Below are 18,000 nucleotides of genomic sequence, written 5' to 3' on the forward strand. Positions count from 1 at the left end.
GGGCCGCTCCGCTTGCGGCGCTTGCCGCATTCGCCATCAGCCCTGCGCCGCTTGCGCTATAATCGTTTCCTATGGAAACCATCATTTCGAAATCACAGGTCGCGCGGGCCGTCTACACGGCTATTCCGAAGCTCGCATGCGATCTCCCGGCAGATATCAAGGCGGGTCTGATCGCGGCGCTCGAGCGCGAGGACAATCCGCGTGGACGCGCCGTGTTGGAGCAACTGGTGGAGAACGCGCGCATCGCGCACGAGGATCACGTGCCCATCTGCCAGGACACCGGCATCGTATGGGTGAGCCTCGAGGTGGGTCCTGGCGTGCTCGTGCCGGCAGACGTGTTCGCTGATGTGGACGATGCGGTTGCGCGCGCCTACAATGAAGCACGGCTGCGCAAGTCGGTCGTGCACGACGCCATCCTCGACCGCGTGAACTCCGGTGACAACACACCTGCGTTCTGCGACATCCACCCCGTTGACGAATTGGGCGTTGCGCGCCTGCACGTCATGCTTAAAGGCGGCGGCTCGGACAACGCGAGTCGCGTGGCCATGCTCGTGCCGGGCGCGGGCATGCAGGGTATTGTCGACGAGCTTGTTCGCTGCGTGTGCGAGAAGGGCGCGAACGCCTGTCCGCCGCTCGTGGTGGGTGTCGGCATTGGGAGCACGTTTGACAAGGTGGCCGGCCTCGCGAAGCGGGCGCTCATGCGCCCTGTGGATGAACCTGCGGCCGATCCGCGCGTGCGTGCGGTGGAGGAGGAGTTGCTCGAAGCCGTGAACGCAACGGGCGTGGGACCGGGTGGGCTCGGCGGCCGCACGACGGCGCTCGCCGTGCGCGTGGCCACGGCGCCATGTCATATCGCCGCGCTGCCGCTCGCCATCAATATGGGGTGCTCTGCAATGCGTCGCATGACGATCCCGCTGGCCGGGTATGCGGAGGGGCATCGTGCGATAGAGGGGGACGCTCGATGAATGCGATCGACAGCGGTGCGATTCGTCTTGCGCTCCCGCTTGAGCGCGCGGCGCTCGCCGGTCTGCACGCTGGCGATACGTGCCTGCTCACCGGGCCGCTCTACACGCTGCGCGATGCGGGACACGTGCGTCTTATGACCGAGCTCGAGGCCGCGGACGGCACGCTGCCCTACGGCCTAGACGGCCAGGCCATCTTCTACGCGGGCCCCACCCCCTCGGCGGCTGGCCGTCCGTTCGGTGCGGTAGGGCCCACCACGGCCAGCCGCATGGACTTTGCTGCGCCCACGCTGCATCGTGCAGGGGTGGTCGCCACCGTCGGCAAAGGCCGCCGCAACCCAGAGGTGCGCGCCGCCTGCATCGAAACCGGTTCCGTTTATTTCGTGGCGTGCGGCGGCGCTGCGGCCTATCTGGCGAAATGCGTGGCATCATCGGAGACGGTGGCGTACGGGGATTTGGGGACCGAGGCGCTGCGCCGCATCGAGGTCGTCGACTTCCCCGTGTTCGTGGGCATCGATGTCCGCGGCAACGACGTGTACGATCTTATCTGAGCGCGAGCGAGCGTTCGGGATTGAATAGGAACCATGGCCGAGAACACATCTGCAACACAACGCGCGAGACGTGGAGCGGACGTCCGTCGCAAGACGACTGAAGCTCGCGAGAACGGCGAAGCCCGGCGCGCATCGGAACCCGGCGGAGAAGCCCGACGCGGTGCCTTCATCACGTTCGAGGGCGGCGAGGGTGCCGGCAAATCAACCCATATCCGCTTTTTGGCCGAGTCCTTGCGCGACCGAGATCGCGAGGTGCTGTGTCTGCGCGAACCGGGCGGCACGGGCATCGGCGAGCAATTGCGCGCCATAGTGCTCGATCCGGCCAACGACGACATGTCCGATGAGACGGAGCTGCTCGTCTACGAAGCCGCTCGTGCCCAAATCGTAGCACAGGTCATCAAGCCTGCGCTCGAGCGCGGGGCGGTGGTGCTGTGCGACCGCTTCACGGATTCCACGGTGGCGTATCAGGCTGCTGGCCGCGGGTTATCACGCGAGTTCGTGGATCGTGCGAACAGCTTTGCCTGCCAGGGCGTGCGTCCCGACCGTACCATCCTGCTTGTAACGGGCGGTTCGGCCGGCACGGGGCTCGCGCGCGCCACGCGGCGCACGGGCGCGGATAGGCTCGAGCGCGCCGGCGAGGATTTTCACGCCCGTGTTAACAAGGCGTTCCTGGAGATCGCCCACGATGAACCCGCGCGCGTGCGCGTAGTGGAGTCGAGCGGAAAGAAGTCGTCTACGGCTGCGGCCGTATTCGCCGAACTCGCCGATCTGTTCCCGTGGATGGCCGAGAGCGAAGCGCGCGATCCCTCGTTTTTCGAACGGCTCGACGTCCATCGCTCTCGTGTGGGGCGGTCGGATGCGCGCGCACAACGCGGCGGCTCGCAGGCGGGATAAACGTGGCCGACGCGTTCGAGAACATACTCGGCCAACCCCAGGTGCGCGAGTTCCTGCGCGCCACGGTGGCCCAAGACCGGGTGAGCCACGCGTATCTGTTCACAGGCCCTGCCGGTTCGAACAAGACGCTCGCGGCCTATGCGCTTGCGCAGGCGATCATGTGTCCGAAAGGCGCCAACGGCCCGCGGGGAGGGAATTGCGGTGCCTGCGACTGCTGCCGGCGCATCATGCGCAGAAAACACCCCGACGTGCGCTATTTTGCGCCTGAGGGCGCAGGCGGCTACCTGGTCGATCAGATTCGCGATATCGTGGCCGACACGGCGCTCGCCCCCATTCAGGGCGCTCGCAAGGTCTACATCCTCGATCGCGTGGACTTGCTCGGGGTGCAAGCGGCCAATGCTTTTCTCAAAACGCTCGAGGAGCCGCCGGCCGATGTCGTGCTCGTCCTTTTGGGGCGCACGCGCGAGAGCGTTCTGCCCACCATCGTCTCGAGGTGCCAGGTAGTGCCGTTTCGCTCCATCCCGGCGAGCGAGGCCGCGGGCATCATCGTGCAGAACACGGGGGCGGCCCATGACCAGGCGCGTATGGCGCTCGAGGCATGCGGGGGCTCCATCACTCGTGCCGTTGATTTTTTAAAGTCAAACGAGCGCCTGGCGTTCCGCACGCGCGTGCTCGAGGTGCTGGGGCGCATGCGCGAGGCGGATGATTGGGATCTTCTTGGCTATGCCGCCGATCTGGTTGTGCAGGCGAAGGCGCCGCTCGACGTCGTGCGTGCCGAACTGGAGCAGGATCTTGCCCAAAACGCCGACTTTCTGGCGAAGTCGGCTATCCGCCAAATCGAGGCGCGCAACAAGCGCGCACTCACCGCGAAGAGCTTCGAGTCGCTGCGTCAGCTCACCTCCATCGTGCGCTCATGGCTGCGCGACGTGCTGATGGTCTGCTCCGGAGCGTCCGAACTGGTGATCAACGTGGACGTGCGCGGCTCGCTCTCCGAAGCCGCCGAGCGCACCGACGAAGCCCGCGTAGCTGTTGCGCTTGAGGCCGTGCTGCGCTGTGACGAGGCAATCTCGTATAATGTATCCCCTGAGACATGCATCGACGCGTTGTTGTTCGAAGTGAAGTACGCGCTGTTCGGCGAGCGCTCCGCGCGCATCGAGCGAACCGCGAGACGATAAAGAGAGGTGCCCTATGGTCCGGATTGCACCAGTCAATCTGTATTTCAACCCGAAGACGCTCTGGTTCGACGCCGGCGAGTTTGAGGTGCGTGCCGGCGATGGTGTGATTGTATCGACCGCGCGGGGCGTTGAGTTCGGCCGCGCCGCGGATGACGCATTCGAAGCCGAAGCCTCGCAGGTCAAGAAGCTCAAGACTCCGCTCAAGCCCGTGATGCGCATTGCCACGGAGGAAGACGAGGCTCAGGCCGCCGAAATGGAGCGTCTGTCCGCTGAGGCGCTGCCGTTATTCAAGCAGATGGCTGCAGAAGCCGATGCGGACATGCACCCGGTGTCCGTCGAGTACCTGTTCGACGGTGACAAGGCTGTCTTTTACTTCGAGGCCGAGGAGCGCGTCGACTTCCGCGATCTTGTGCGCAAGCTGGCGTCGAAGTTCCGCGTGCGTGTGGATATGCGCCAGATCGGCGTGCGCGACGAGGCGCGCATGGTGGGCGGTTTGGGACATTGCGGCCAGGAGCTGTGCTGCAAGCGCTTGGGCGGCGAGTTCTGCCCGGTGTCTATCCGCATGGCCAAAGAGCAGGATCTCTCGCTCAACCCGCAGAAGATATCGGGCGTGTGCGGACGACTCATGTGCTGTTTGCGCTACGAGTTCGATGCGTACAAGGACTTCAAAAGCCGCGCTCCGAAACAGAACACTCAGGTGGAAACGCCCGCCGGCACGGCGAAAGTGGTCGATCTGGATGTGCCGCGCGAGATCGTATCGCTCAAGATCGAGGGCGAGAAGCCGGTGAAGGTGCCGCTTGCACACTTCGATCCGCCCGAGGAGGGCAGCCGGCCGAAACGCGTGGGAGCAGAGGCGTGGGAGGAGGCGAATGCCGCGAACGCGCTTGCTATCGTGGGAGAGGGCGGCACGCTGCTTACCTCGCAGCTGACCGGTCAGGACAAGTTGGCCGATCCGAAGGCCGTGCGCAGGACGGGCAAGAGCGGTCAGAAGCAGGCGCGCGGCGGTACCGGCAACGGCGGCGGTTCCGGCCGCGGCGGGCGCGGCGGGGCTGCGTCCGACAAGGCGGCTGATGCACAGGCGGCAAGCGGTCGCAAGCCGCGGCGCCGGCGCTCCACGAAGGTGGGTGGCGAGGCGGCGCAGGGCGTCGAGGGGCAAAAGCCCAGTCAAAAGCAGAAGAGCACGGCGCGCGCCCAGGGTGCCGCCGGGCAGAAGGGCGGTCAGGGCGGTCAGAAGAAGCGTCCGGGCCAGTCGGCAAAAAAGCAGAGCGCGGCTCCAACTGGCGAGCAGCAGAAGAAACGCCAAGGTCAGAAGCCCTCAGGCTCCTCGAAGCAAGGTCCTCGCCCGGGCCAGCGGTCTTCGGGGCTCAGACAGGTTCAGAAGGCGGCTCCTGCCGGACAGGGCGCGCAGCCTCGTAGTGTCGGCGGGGCAGACGCGGCCCAGACCGAGGGAGCCCGTGCGGAGGGTGGCGGCCATCGTCGGGCTCGGCGGCGCAGTCACAAAGCGGGAGGCGCGGGCGAAAACGGCGGCGCCGGCAAGGGCGGCGCGAAGGAATAAGGCGGCTTCGTGCAAAGAGGAGCGCCAAGGCGACTACGAGAGCTAGCTTAAGGGGAGGCTTGCGAACCATGAAGATTGATTACGAGATGCTCACGGATCTGTACCAGCTCACGATGGCGCAGGGGTACTGGGAGAGCGGGCAGGGCGAGATGCAGGCCTGCTTCCATATGTACTTTCGGGACTATCCGTTCAAAGGGGGCTTCGCTGTGGCGAGCGGCATGGCGCAGCTGGCCGATCTCGTGGACTCGTTCTCCTTCACAGATGACGATGCGAGCTACTTGGCATCGCTCGATGCGCCGGGCGGCGGGAAGCTGTTCAAGCCGGAGTTTCTCGAGAGGCTCCGTACGTTCAAGCTGGACGTGGACATCGATGCCGTTGCCGAGGGCACCGTCGTGTTCCCGCATGAACCGCTTGTGCGCGTGACGGGCCCCATTATGGACTGCCAGCTTATCGAGACGGCCCTTCTCAACTGCGTGAACTTCGAGACGCTTGTGGCAACGAAGGCGGCGCGGGTGTGTTTGGCGGCCGAGGCGCCCGTCGCCGAGTTCGGTCTGAGGCGCGCCCAGGGACCGGCCGGCGGGGTGTGGGCCAGCCGCGCGGCGGTGGTGGGTGGCTGCGCCTCCACCTCCAATGTGCTGGCCGGTCAAATGTTCGGCGTGCCGGTTTCGGGAACGCACGCGCATTCGTGGGTGATGTCGTTCTCTGACGAGCTGACGGCGTTCCGCGCCTACGCGGCGGCGTTCCCGAACAACTGCGTGCTGCTCGTGGACACCTATGATGTGGAGCAGGGATTGAGAAATGCCATCACGGTGGGGCTGGAGATGCGCGAGCGCGGGGATCGCCTGTCCGGCGTCCGCATCGATTCGGGCGATCTGTCCTGGCTTGCGAAGATGGCTCGCAGCATGCTCGATGAAGCGGGTCTTGATGACTGCGGCATCGTGCTGTCCAACGATCTGGACGAATATGCCATCCAGTCCATTCGCGACGAAGGAGCCCAGGTTACCTCATGGGGCGTGGGCACGAAGCTGGCTTGCGCCTACGACCAGCCCACGCTGGGCGGTGTGTACAAGCTTTCCGCCACGCGCGCACCGGGCGAGGATGCCTGGTGCGATCGCTTGAAGATATCGGAATCGGTGGCGAAGCTTACCACTCCGGGCGTGCTGGACGTCCGACGCTACTTCCACGACGATGGCCGCTTGGCGGGCGATATGGTGTTCGACATACATGCGGGTGCGGACGAGCGCGAAATTATTGTCGATCCGCTGGACGACCTGCGCCAGAAGCGGCTTGCGGGCAAGCGCTTCGAGACGTTGCTCAAACCTCTTGCGCGTGCCGGCGCTACCGTGCTCGATGTCGATTTGCGCGACGCATTGGCGGCCCGCGACCGTGCTCGGGCGGGTCTTGCCACCCTCGACGAGAGCCAGAAGCGCATGCTCAACCCGCATACGTACCCGGTGGGGCTCGAATATGGTCTTTTTGAGCGCCGTCGCGATTTGGTGGCGCGGTTGCGCGGCATCGCGTAGTTTAATAGCGGATACGGCAGTGGGGCCGCATATCGGTGCCGCTGCCGTATTCATGCGAACTTGCCGCCCAAGTGCGGGCTCCGGTTAAGGAAGGACGCCATGATCAAGATAATCACCGACTCGGTTGCCTCCATACCCGCCGACGAGGCACGCGACGCCGGCATCGAGATAGTCACGTTGTACGTGAACCGCGATGGCGTGGAATATGCCGATGCGGCTATGGATCTGGACGCGTTTTATGCGGACATCTATGACATGGTTGACGATATCCCCACGTCAAGCCAACCCTCTCAGCTCGTGCTCGAAGAACTGTTCGAGGATGCAGCCGAGGCGGGCGACGAGGTGCTGGGCATCTTCATCTCCTCGGGGTTGTCGGGCGCCTACGAAGGTGCGGTGCGCGCAGCGCGCGCCGTGAAGGCGCGCAACCTGGACTTCTCCTACGCCATCATCGATTCCTCCTCGTGCGGCTATGACGAGGCATGGCCGGTATTCGATGCTGTTCGTGCGCGTGGTGAAGGGGCTGATCTGGCGGGTTGCACTGCCGCTGCGCTTGAGGGCATGCAGGCCACCCGCTTTTTGTTCACGCCCGAGACACTCACGTTTTTGCAGAAAGGCGGGCGTATCGGCAACGCAGCCGCCCTTTTGGGCAATCTGATCCAACTTGCCCCTGTGCTCACGGTGAGCGATGGAAAGGCGACGACGTTCGCGAAGGTTCGCACACGCAAGAAGGCGCTCGATAAGATTGTCGCGACGTTCAAGAAGGATGTCGAGGAGCACGGCCTCAAGCACGTTGTCGTGCACTATATCGGCGACCGCACCCCGGCGGTTGCATGGGCGCACGAGGTTGTCGAACCGCTCATCGGGCGTTCGGTAGGCGTGTTGCCCGTCAGCCCGGTCATCGGTCTTCACGTAGGGCCGGCTGTGGGGATTGCTTACGAGTGCGCAAGCGCGCTTGCGGGCAAGCTGAACGGTCCCGTCCATGCGCGCGTCAGCGCGTCGTAGGCGACGCGGTGCCGGGGGCGTCGGCGGGCCGGAGACGTCGGCGGAGCCGGGGCGCAGGGGCGCGAGGTAACGCCGGCGGGTGCGCCGGGGTGCCGGGGGCGTTCCGGACGAAAACAAAGCGAAGGAAGGCTCGGACATGCAGCCAGTGTGCAACCTGATCATCGATTCCTGCTGCGATCTGCCTTACGAGGTGATCGACAGGGACGGGGTGGAGCTCATCCGCTACCCCTACATCATGAGCGACGGCGAGCACGCCGACGATCTGTACCGGACCTCGTCGGCGCACGATTTCTACCAGGCCATGCGCAGCGGCGAGGAGCCCACCACCTCCCAGGTGCCCATGCCGGTGTACCGCGAGGCCTTCGAGCGCGCCGTCGCTAGCGGCGTGCCCACGGTGTGCCTGAGCTTCTCGAGCGGGCTGACGGGCAGCTTCGACGCCGCCACGATGGTGCTCGAGCAGGTGAAGGCCGAGCATCCCGAAGCCGAGCTCTACCTGGTGGACACCCGTCTGGCCTCGGTGGCAGAGGCGCTTTTGGTTTACGAGGCGCTCGGCCAGCGCGACAACGGCATGACGGCGTGCGAGCTGGCCCGATGGGCCGAAGAAGCGCGTTTTTTTGTCGATGCCGAGTTTATGGTGGAGGACTTGGAGGCGCTGCGGCGCGGCGGTCGCATTCCCGGCTCAGTTGCCTACGCGGGGTCGAAGTTGGATGTGAAGCCGCTGCTCACCATTACGGTCGAGGGCAAACTGGCCCTAGCGGGCGTGGCGCGTGGACGGAAGAAGGGCATCAAGCAGCTGGCCGAATACTATCGCAAGCGCAAAGCCGATTCGCGTCCTGGGCGGTGCGTGGTGATAGGCAACGCCGATTGTCCGAAGGATGCCCAGCGTCTTAAAGACGAGCTTGAGAAGGACGACGGCAGCATACTGTTTTTGGAGAGCAGCATCGGGCCCGTCATCGGCAGTCACGTGGGCCCCGGCATGATAGCTGTGGTGTTCTGGGGCGGGGACAAGCGCGAGGAGCTGTCCGTGGCAGACCGCATTGCAAAGCGGGTCAAAGGAGAGGACTAGCGGGAGGCGCCTTCGGCTGAGAATGTCGCCCGCCGTCCTACGTTCGAGCGACGGGCGATTCGAGCGCCTGACGGACGAAGCGCGAGCGAGCGGGCTGGAATCGATCGCGCAAGCGGGCGGATACGGGCAGAACACGAGCGGACGAATTCGGGAAAGGTGCTTCAATGAAGAAGGCTTTTGCATACACCGGCAACGAGACGGTGGGCGCTGCGATGGCGCAGCGGCTTGAAGCCGCAGGCTACGTGCGGACCGACGACCCTGTCGAAGCGGGCGTCATCATCACCTACTGCACATCCCAGACCGCGCTCGAGGATGCCTACTTTGACGAAGAGGGCTACATGCAAACGGCTGCCCCGGGCGCCCTCTTGCTCGACCTTTCGCCGACGACGCCCGATTTCGCTCGCGAGTTGAACGCGGTAGCCGTGGTGAGCAGCCTTGTGCTCGTTGAGGCTCCGCTTGTGGTACTGGACGTTGCGCGTCCGGAAGCGTTCGCCGACCGCGACAACCTCGCCTGCTTCGTTGCCGGAGACGAGGACGGCGTGGAGGCCGCGCGCCCGCTGCTGGAGATGCTTGTCGGATCGGTCCAAGACACAGGCGGAGCGGGAACAGCCCAGCTCGGGCGCGCTGCGTACACGCTGCAGACCGTGTCCCAGATCGTGTCGGCCGTGGAGGCGGATGCGCTCTACCGTGCGCATCGCCGTTCGGCTGGGCCTGCTGCGGCCGAAACAGGGCAAGCAGGTGCGACTACTCCGCTTGCCGAGCACGTGCTGGACGCGGTGTCGGCGATGCGCTTCGACGGCGATTATACGGTGGAAATGCTCATGGGCGAGCTTTCGGCCGCGCTCATGGCAGCCGACGATATGGATCTTATTCTGCCCCATGCCGAGGCGAGCCTGCATCTGCTGGAGCTGCTGGCGGTCATCGGCGGGGCCGACAAATCGCCCGCGGCGCTCGCTCTCGTGTATGGCGAGGAAGCCGCCTGTGCAGAGCAGGGGCTCGATTGGACGCGCGCCGAGCAGGCGTATGGCGAGGGGGTCGAAGACTACGATGACGAGGACCTCGATGGCCTTGACGGGTGCGGCGACGACTGCGACCACGATCACGATCATGGCCGTGATCCGTACCAAGGATATCCCGGACCGTTCGGCTCGTTCTCGGCGAATTGATCCGGGACGCTTCGGCGGTGAGCGCGCCTGCGGGCGGTGTCACGATGATGAGCGCGTTTGCCGGCGGCGCTTCGGCGATGAGCGCGCCTGCGGGCGACGCCATGGCGGATGCAGAGGACGCGAGCGGGAAGGGTGCGGCGGCAAGGCTCGCTCGCGAGCGTTCGGTGGATGCACGCTATGGATTCGCGACGATTGCGGGCGACAGGCGCGCGGCGAAAGCGACGTGCGACCGCATGCCTGAGCCGCTTGCGCCGGCGTCGTGCGACCTGTGCCCGCGGGCCTGCGGAGCCGATCGGGCTTCGGGCGCGCGCGGCACGTGCGGCGCGAGCGACGCGCTCGTGGTGGCGCGCGCGGCGCTGCATTTCTGGGAGGAGCCCCCCATCAGCGGAGACGCGGGAAGCGGCACGGTGTTCTTCGCGTACTGCCCGCTCAGGTGCGTCTACTGCCAGAACGCGGTCATCGCCGCCGGCGAGGCCGGCGCGCCTGTGAGCGTGGAGCGGCTGGCCGAGATGTGCCTGGAGCTTGAGGCGCAGGGCGCGCTCAACGTGAACTTTGTGACGCCTACCCACTACGCGCCGCAGGCGCGCGCGGCCGTCGCGATCGCGCGTGGTCGGGGGCTGGCGCTGCCGGTGCTGTGGAACACGTCGGGCTACGAGACGGCTGCGGCCGTGCGGGCGAATGCGGGCACGGTGGACGCCTACCTGACCGATTTCAAGTACGCCGATGCGGCGTTGGCGGCGCGCTATTCGCATGCGTCCGACTATCCGGATGTCGCGCTGGCGGCGCTCGAGGCCATGGTAGCGCAGACGGGTCCGCCTTCGTTCGACGACGTGGACGGTCGGCCTCGACTCGTGCGCGGCACGGTGGTGCGCCACCTCATGCTGCCGGGCGCGTTGGAGGATTCGAAGCGCGTCGTGCGGCTCGTGCACGAGCGGTTCGGCTCGGACGTTCTGCTGTCGCTCATGAACCAGTACACGCCCGTGCTGGCCGATGCCGCCGCTGCGGGGGACGCGCGGGCGGCCGAGGCGCTGCGGCGCTGTTCCGAGTTGGCGCGGCGCGTGCCGGACGAGGAGTACGAGCGCCTGCTCGACTTCGCCGACGAGCTGGGCGTGGAGGACTACTTCTGGCAGGAGGGCGGCGCCGCCGAGGAGAGCTTCATCCCGCCCTTTGATCTCACCGGCGTGTAGGTTCGAGACGAGCACGCTCGGGCGCATGGCCGAGGTTTTTGTCCTGCCTTCGAGTTCGCCGGCGTGTAAGGGGACGGCCGACCGTGCTGCCCGCGTCAGCGCGGGCAAGCGCGCCGTGGCATGAACGAGGAAGCGACCTGCCGTATCGGCATCCAGGATGAAACGACGACTTGCCGCCCGGAACGAAACGTCGACCTGCTGCATTGCCGCTCGGAACGAAACGTCGGCATGGCTCAAAATGGCAGAGATTCCGAGGTATGTGATTTTTTATAGAGCGGGAGCCCGCTCCGGGGTGCGTAGAGATTTTCCGAACAGGCAAAACGACGTCGCATTCTTGCGTGCAATCGTTTCTGCACGTTTCTAAATCACATACCTCGAAATCTCTGCCAGAAAGCCGTCTTGCGCCGTCAAACCGCCATTGACGTGCTCCCGTATCCCTCGCCTGTCGTCCACCTGCTGGTGCATTGAGCATGCTGTCGGAATGCTGACGTCGGGAGCGTCGCCGCCGGGAATGCCGACGCTGGAATGACGCCGCCTGCTGGTGCCGGAGCATCGCCGCCTAGCATGCTGGTGCCGGAGCGTCGCCGCCGGGCATACTGGGGCCGGGGCGAACGAGCGGCGCCGTTAGCCTTCGGGATGGCGCCTCGGGTGCGAGAGGTCTTTGCCGGGGATGTGCTCGTGCATCTCGATGATGTTCTTCCAGAGGCGCTTGGGCATGAACTGGCGGCGCAGCTCGGGGTTGTAGCGCGCCTCGATGGCCACGGTGTCGTAGAAGCGTTTCCATGCGGCCTGCATGAGCTTCTCGTCGGAGGCCTTGTCGGGCAGGTTCACTTCGTCGGTGCGCACGAGGTACCAATCGCGGCCCTCGTAGACGCCGGCCATGCCGTGGTTCTCGTCGAAAATGATGAACGGCTGGGTGTTGAAGCGGCCGCTGAACCAGTCCATGAGCAGGGGCACCACCGCTGCGCTCGGGTTGCAGCGCGCGAACCACACGCCGTTCTCCAGATGCTCGAAGCGCAGGAACTGCAGCATGCGGTGGCGTTCGTTGCCGACGGCGCGCACGAGGCGCATGAGCGGCTCCACCGCGGGATGGGCGAGGTCGTTGAGGACGCTGCCGCGCGCCTTGCCCGAGCAGCCGGCCGCGCCGGTGGGGCCCCCGGAGCCTAGGGGGCCGCCGCACGATCCGCGCTTGCGGCAGCCCGTGCAGTCGTGCGGGCGGTTCGCCGCCATCGCATAGCGGACGAAGCGGTAGACGACGATGCCGGAGCTCGGGTCGTCGGAGAGCGATGCGCGCAGCGCGGCGTCGTAGCAGGCATGCCCGCACGCGCGCCTGATGCCGCGCCGCACGCGCAGAGCAAGCTCCTCGTCCGTCTCGATGGAGCGCACGGCCTGCCCGAGGCGCGGCTGGAACGTGTCATGCACGGCTACGTCCTGAGGGTCCTCGCGGTGGGCGTAGGCCATGAACACGGCGGTGAACAGCCCTTCGGGCGTGCCGTCGTAGACGTAGGCCACGTCTTCGAGCGGCTGCTCGGGCGTAGGGACGGGGGAGGGCGCGGGCATGGGCTTGGGCGCGGGGGAAGGATCGGGATTGCGGCTCATGCGCACACGGCCTCGGGATGCTCGAGGGCGCGCTGCCAGCCGTAGACGCCGTCGGCTGCGGAGGAACGCTTGCTGTTAGCAACGTCAGCTGCGGAAGGGCGCTTGTCGACAGTCTCACCGGCTGCGGAGGAGCGCTCGCCGTCGGCGGCGTCGGCTGCGCCAGCCCCGCCGGCTGCCGGGCCGCTGTCAAGCGCCCGCGCTCGGGCGGCGCCGTCGGCGATGCGCTTCTTCTCAGGGGTTTCGATGCTATCGAATAGGCTCATCTGCCCTGGTATGGTCTTGTCTGCGCGCCGTCCGTGCTTGCCGCCTTCGATGGGCGCGACCAGCTGCGCCCGCAATCCTTCGCGGGAGAAGTCGGCGCCTTGGCCAGCGTAGCTGCCGTTGCAAGTGATGAAGAACCGCGCGCGCTTGTACGCGATGCCGAGCTTGCGCAACTCCTGCTCGCGCAGGCATGTGGTGCGGCGGGCGCGCACGATGGATCGCGCTCCCTTCACGCCGATGCCGGGCACGCGCAACAGCGCATCGAGCGGGGCCTTGTTCACTTCCACCGGAAAGAAGTCCAAGTGGTTGAGCGCCCAGTTCGCTTTCGGATCCACCTCGGGGTCGAGAAAGGGGTGCTTCTCGTCGATGATCTCGGTGACATCGAAACGATAGAAGCGCAGTAGCCAATCGGCCTGGTACAGGCGGTGCTCGCGGTTGAGCTGGAGGGCGTCGGTGCCGGGCAGCCGCGCGTCGTCGTTCACGGGCGTGTAGGCGCTGAAGAACACGCGCTTGAGCGAGAGCGTGCGGTAGAGGGCCGCGGAGAGGTTGAGGATCTGGAAGTCGCTTTCGGGAGTGGCGCCTACGATCATCTGCGTGGACTGTCCGGCCGGCACGAATGCGCGCTCCTTCTTCTTCGGCACGACCTGTTTCATGTACGTGGTGCCGCGCCGCACGAGCGCACGCGTGTCCTTGTCCACGGCTATGTTGTCGCGGATCTGCTGCATGGGGGCGATGATCTGCTGCTTGTCCTTCTCGGGGGCGAGCAGTGCGAGGCTCCTCTGCGAGGGCAGCTCCATGTTCACGCTCATGCGGTCGGCGAGGTGCCCCAGCTGCTGCACGAGCTCGGGCGAGGTGCCGGGCACGGCCTTCGCGTGGATGTAGCCGCGGAAGCCGTGCTCTTCACGCAGGAGGGAGAGCGTCTGGATCATGAGCTCGGTGGTGCAGTCGGGGGAACGGATGACGCCGGAGCTGAGGAACAGGCCCTCGATGTAGTTGCGCCGATAGAACGCGATAGTGAGGTCGGCCAGCTCGCGCGGCTTGAACGCCGCGCGCGGAACTTCATTGGACGCGCGGTTCGCGCAGTAGGCGCAGTCGTAGACGCAGACGTTGGTCATGAGCACCTTGAGCAGGGTGATGCAGCGCCCGTCGGCCGCGAAGCTGTGGCAGCATCCGGCCGCCAGGGTGTTGCCGAGCTTGCCCTTTTGCGCGCCGCGGTCGATGCCCGACGAGGTGCAGGCGACGTCGTACTTCGCAGCGTCGGCGAGGATTTCGAGCTTTTCGATCAATTTCATGCGGTCATCCGTTCGCGCGATCAAACGTTCGTGAGAATATCCGTTCGCTTATAATACGCGAACGCGTGTGCGCTGTCAATCGGGTAGCAAGCCATAGGAGGAAGAAGAGAGCATTGTCGAGGCGCATGTAGGTTGATTGCAGCGTGGGACTGAGACAAACCGAAACGGAAAGCAGTTGTAGCGGTGTGCTGCGTTGCTAAGCGAACATGAGCCGCTTCTTGAATGAAATGCAGACGAAGCGACTTCAAGGTGAAAAGATGTATATATTCGACATTTGGGCGTGTGGCTAGGGTTTGTTTGCTATAGTAGGCGGTTGGTGGCGCCCGATGGCGCGGTTGGATAAGCGGGCCTCGGAACGGTCGGCAGCACAGCAACGCGCCGAACGGCGCGGTCGTGAGAAAGCTAGAGGATGTTGCAGCACGACGACGATTCGTTGTCTTTGGAGGGCCTGTTCGCGTTCGTGGACGGGCTTGCCGAGCATCCGCATGAGGCGGCTGCTGGCGAAGCATCGGAAAGCGCGGGGGATCGTTCTGCTCCTGCGTCGAAGGCCGTCGATGCGAAGGCGGAAACCGCCGACTCGCCGCCGGCTGCTATGGAGGGGCGACCTGCCGCCTCTGAAGCGCAGTCCTGCGCCGCAGACGCGGCAGCAGCGCCTGCGGCGCAGGCGATAGCCGATGCCGAAGCGGTGGCCGGCTCGCCTTTGGATGCGGGTGAGGCGAACCTGCGGCTTCTGGAAATGATCGCCCGGACCCCGCTCGGCTTCTCGATGCCGTCCGTTCCGCAGGCGTACGAGCCCGAAGCCGCGCCTGCTCCCGCATCCGGGGCGGCGTCGGGGCCCGCACCGGAAGGCGCAGCCGCAGCGCTCTCCGATGCCGCTACGGGATCTTTCTTCCCGTACACCCTCGAACCTTCGGCCCGTTCTGGGCCGGAGCCTGCGTCCCGCTCGATCCAAACGGTCGCATCCGCGCCGCCTGAGCCGATCGCGCCGTCGTTCGAAGCGTCGGAGGAACCCGCATCGGAACCGGCCGCATCCCTCGCTGCCGCATCGGAAGCCGGGGCGGAACCGGCCGCGCACCTTGCTGCCGGGGCGGACAAGGGCGCGACTCCCATGTCGCCCGTCCTGGATCACGCGCCTGCGGCTGATCGGCCGTGCTCGTCGCCGCCTGCGAACGCCTCCGAGCCGTCGGTGCCCGTCCAGCCGCGCGCACCGGAGGCGCAGCGCCCGCCTGAGGCCTCGGCACCGCCTGCGGTTGCCCCTCCGGTGGCGCGCGCGTTCGGATCGGCTCATGGCCGTGCTGCCGAAGCACCCGCTACAGAGCCTGCGTTGCCCGATAGGCCCCTCGCGGAGCAGGCCGATGCGTCCTCGCAAATAATCGGGCTTCGGGGCAAGCACGCGATGGAGGGCCAAAGCGCCCGCCCGCGTCGCGCCGCCGCCAGTCGTCAGGCGTCTGCAGCCGCGTTCCCCGCTGCAAACCGGCGCCCGCCCGCGCCCTCACCCGCGTCCACTGCCGCGGGTCGCGTCGTGCCCGCGGCCTCGGCAGGAGAGCGTAAGCCGGAGGCTCTCGTCGCGCGCGTGGTCCCGCGCGACGAGGACGCCGCGGCGAAGCAGCCCGACAAGCACTCGACCATAGACCGGCAGCTCGAGATGCTCGTGCAGAAGCGCCTGCGAGAGCTGAGGGACGCCGGCGTTATCGCGGACGCCTCCCCGCGGCGCGCCCTCGAAGAGCGTCCGCCGGATCGGCACGAGTCGGATGCGGGCTGTCCGCCTGCCGCGCATACCGCCGCGCCGACCCCTGGCGCGACCGCGTGCGAAGCGTGCAGCGAGATCCCCGACCGCCCATCGGCTTCAGCCGGCGACGCGAGTATCCATCGCCCGACAGCATCGACCAGCGCCTTGGCCCCTGACCGCCCGTCGCCCTCCGCAGATGGCGGCCCGGCCGAGCTCTCCAGCATCATGTTCGACGAGCTGCCGTCCAGTATCGCGGAGGGCATGCGCGAGGCGGACGAGCTGCACCGTCGCAGCTTCGCCCTCAAGGCGGGCGCTACCGCGGTGGGCTGCGCGCTGCTCGCGACCCTGCTGGGCTTCGGGGCGTTTCAGCTCTCGCACCTCGACGAAGGGTCGAGCGAAGGGCCCTCCGACCAGGCGACGCAGGTCGACTCGGGCCAACGGCAGCAGCAGCGCTTCGGTGACGATCCTGCGGATGTGCCGGCCGAGGAGGACCGTGACCGGTCGGGCACCGTCGTCTATCGCTACACGATGGGCGGCGAGGGCGACGAGCGCTCGGTCACCGAGACGGTGGCTTTCGGACGCGACGGACTGTGCGAAACGTCCAGCCTCGAGATGCAATTCGCCGACGCGCAGGCCGCGCAGGCGTTTCTGGCGGATCTGAAGCAGGACTACGGGTCCAGCCTCAAAGAAGGTGAGGCGTCGGGCGCGAGCGCCTTCGCCGTCGTGGACGTCTCGGCGAACAGGCTCGACCGCGAGCAGTACGAAGACGAGCTGCGCGTAAGCGTGGAAGACCTCGCCATCGTCAGAAAGACGTGACCGCGACCGCGGCTTCCGGTTTGGACGCCGCGGCCAGCCCTTGCGCGGCCTCCAGCAGAAAACCCTTCCTCGGCTCGTCGAGCTGGTTGAACAGCCTGACGATTTCCATCTGATCCCTGTCGGCATCGGCCGAACCCGGGCGAGCGCGCTCGCTCTTCGGCGGCGCGGCGGGGGACGCGTTGCGCCTCGAATCCTGGGCTGCTGCGGAGGGGCACCGGTCGGCAGGTTCCGCGCGCCCGGCCAGCTCGTCGAGCGAGCAGCCGAGCACGTCGGCTATGCGCTGGGCATCGCCGAGCGTCAGCTTCACCTCCCCGCGTTCCCACGACGCATACGTGCGGGGATTCACTCCGAGCGTCTGGGCCAAATCAGCCTGCGTATTGAATCCCGCCCGCTTGCGGAGCGATTTCAGCTGCAGATTATGCTGCATAGGGGGCCTCCTCCTTTCGAAGCCATGGTACATAAATTATGAGGAGACCGCAAATATGTAAAGGATAGTTGACCTACAATATAGCTGTGCTATCATATAAGAAACTACATGATTAATGTAGATAATACACAAGAGTTCGGTTTAGGGGGCTGAGCTATGGAGAAGCGTTGCGCGCGCAGGCTGGTCCGCGCGAACGTGCTGCTGACGGCCGGCCGCGTGCTGCTGGCATTGCGGGGCCTGCGCGAGGGGGTCGCGTGCGTGGAGCAGGCGCTTGACGAGTACCAGCAGGCGCTGGACGAAGTCCTGGCTCGCATCGAGCCTTCGACGGATTCGGCCGGCATTGGGCCTGCCGATCCTTCGGCGGGCCCGCGCGATCTCGAACGCGCCGGCCCTTCGGCGGGTGCGAGCGATCTCGAACGCGCCGAGAACCCAGTTCGGAGCTCTTCCAAGTGCGCCGAAGACCCGAACCGGCGCTTTCGCAGGCGCGTCGAGGAAGCGCTATCCGAAGAAGACTGGCTCATGCTGGACAGCTGCCGCGCGCGCATCGACGCCACGGTGGAGACGTGCCGCAACCTGGGATACCGCGCCGGGCGAGGATCGGACGGCGCGTGGCGCGTTCGCTTCGGCCTCTAGCGAGGATGGGGAGAGGGCAGTACGGCGTGTCGCTGCCCTTGCGCAATATCAATGGGTTTTAACATGGAGACGCGGTTTCGCCAGCAGGTTTCGCCGGCATCCACGCGCCCCTCTTCCAAAAAACGCCGAAGCCACTATACTGGTGAATATATCCCGAAAGGT

The 18,000-nt window shown here is 66.1% G+C and carries 15 protein-coding genes; 12 read left to right on the plus strand and 3 right to left on the minus strand.

The genetic code is table 11. The features are described 5' to 3' along the window. The first annotated feature begins 71 nt into the window (after positions 1-71). The 10 genes from ABGT83_RS04155 (at position 72) to ABGT83_RS04200 (ending at position 11,081) form a co-directional block, all read left to right on the plus strand. Positions 72-965, plus strand: coding sequence for a fumarate hydratase (locus ABGT83_RS04155; protein WP_346686094.1), 894 nt, complete (start codon positions 72-74; stop codon positions 963-965). Beyond that, positions 962-1,513, plus strand: coding sequence for a fumarate hydratase C-terminal domain-containing protein (locus ABGT83_RS04160; protein ID WP_103265631.1), 552 nt, complete (start codon positions 962-964; stop codon positions 1,511-1,513). The genes ABGT83_RS04155 and ABGT83_RS04160 overlap by 4 nt, the downstream gene beginning before the upstream one ends. Before the next feature lie 33 nt (positions 1,514-1,546). After that, positions 1,547-2,407: a dTMP kinase gene (tmk, locus tag ABGT83_RS04165; protein WP_346686095.1), complete on the plus strand. Its 861-nt coding sequence runs from the start codon at positions 1,547-1,549 to the stop codon at positions 2,405-2,407. 2 nt (positions 2,408-2,409) lie between these two features. Then, entirely contained in the window at positions 2,410-3,582 is a 1,173-nt protein-coding gene (locus ABGT83_RS04170; protein ID WP_103265629.1) for an ATP-binding protein, read from the plus strand. A gap of 13 nt (positions 3,583-3,595) precedes the next feature. After that, a complete protein-coding gene (gene ricT, locus ABGT83_RS04175; RefSeq protein ID WP_346686097.1) occupies positions 3,596-5,137 on the plus strand; it encodes a regulatory iron-sulfur-containing complex subunit RicT in 1,542 nt (513 codons plus the stop codon). 68 nt (positions 5,138-5,205) lie between these two features. Beyond that, positions 5,206-6,660: a nicotinate phosphoribosyltransferase gene (locus ABGT83_RS04180; RefSeq protein WP_346686099.1), complete on the plus strand. Its 1,455-nt coding sequence runs from the start codon at positions 5,206-5,208 to the stop codon at positions 6,658-6,660. A gap of 99 nt (positions 6,661-6,759) precedes the next feature. After that, positions 6,760-7,662 (plus strand): DegV family protein, encoded by a 903-nt coding sequence (locus ABGT83_RS04185; protein ID WP_103265626.1) that lies wholly within the window; start codon positions 6,760-6,762, stop codon positions 7,660-7,662. 136 nt (positions 7,663-7,798) lie between these two features. Next, a complete protein-coding gene (locus ABGT83_RS04190) occupies positions 7,799-8,728 on the plus strand; it encodes a DegV family protein (RefSeq protein ID WP_103265625.1) in 930 nt (309 codons plus the stop codon). 164 nt (positions 8,729-8,892) lie between these two features. Next, positions 8,893-9,894 (plus strand): NAD(P)-binding domain-containing protein, encoded by a 1,002-nt coding sequence (locus ABGT83_RS04195; protein WP_103265624.1) that lies wholly within the window; start codon positions 8,893-8,895, stop codon positions 9,892-9,894. A 44-nt stretch (positions 9,895-9,938) separates the two neighbouring features. Then, complete coding sequence (locus ABGT83_RS04200; protein WP_418762820.1) at positions 9,939-11,081, plus strand: radical SAM protein; 1,143 nt, start codon at positions 9,939-9,941, stop codon at positions 11,079-11,081. Between the two features lie 624 nt (positions 11,082-11,705). On the opposite strand, the gene ABGT83_RS04205 is transcribed toward ABGT83_RS04200, so the two are convergent. Both ABGT83_RS04205 and ABGT83_RS04210 read right to left on the minus strand, forming a co-directional pair. Further along, a complete protein-coding gene (locus tag ABGT83_RS04205; RefSeq protein ID WP_346686102.1) occupies positions 11,706-12,680 on the minus strand; it encodes a TIGR03915 family putative DNA repair protein in 975 nt (324 codons plus the stop codon). Beyond that, complete coding sequence (locus tag ABGT83_RS04210) at positions 12,677-14,233, minus strand: putative DNA modification/repair radical SAM protein (protein WP_346686104.1); 1,557 nt, start codon at positions 14,231-14,233, stop codon at positions 12,677-12,679. Before ABGT83_RS04210 ends, ABGT83_RS04205 begins: the two co-directional genes overlap by 4 nt. Positions 14,234-14,642: 409 nt before the next feature. Here ABGT83_RS04210 and ABGT83_RS04215 point away from each other — a divergent pair, with 409 nt between their 5' ends. Next, positions 14,643-16,778 carry a hypothetical protein gene (locus ABGT83_RS04215; RefSeq protein WP_346686105.1) on the plus strand — a complete coding sequence of 712 codons (2,136 nt, stop codon included), beginning with the start codon at positions 14,643-14,645 and terminating at the stop codon, positions 16,776-16,778. Here ABGT83_RS04215 and ABGT83_RS04220 read toward each other — a convergent pair. After that, on the minus strand, positions 16,765-17,205 hold the full coding sequence (locus ABGT83_RS04220) for a helix-turn-helix domain-containing protein (RefSeq protein WP_346686106.1): 441 nt from the start codon (positions 17,203-17,205) through the stop codon (positions 16,765-16,767). The genes ABGT83_RS04215 and ABGT83_RS04220 overlap by 14 nt on opposite strands. Before the next feature lie 156 nt (positions 17,206-17,361). Between ABGT83_RS04220 and ABGT83_RS04225 the strand changes: the two genes are divergently transcribed. Further along, positions 17,362-17,838 carry a hypothetical protein gene (locus ABGT83_RS04225; protein WP_346686108.1) on the plus strand — a complete coding sequence of 159 codons (477 nt, stop codon included), beginning with the start codon at positions 17,362-17,364 and terminating at the stop codon, positions 17,836-17,838. Positions 17,839-18,000: the final 162 nt, after the last annotated feature.

The sequence above is a fragment of the Enteroscipio rubneri genome (genome assembly GCF_963929405.1).
Classification (GTDB): Bacteria; Actinomycetota; Coriobacteriia; order Coriobacteriales; family Eggerthellaceae; genus Enteroscipio; species Enteroscipio rubneri.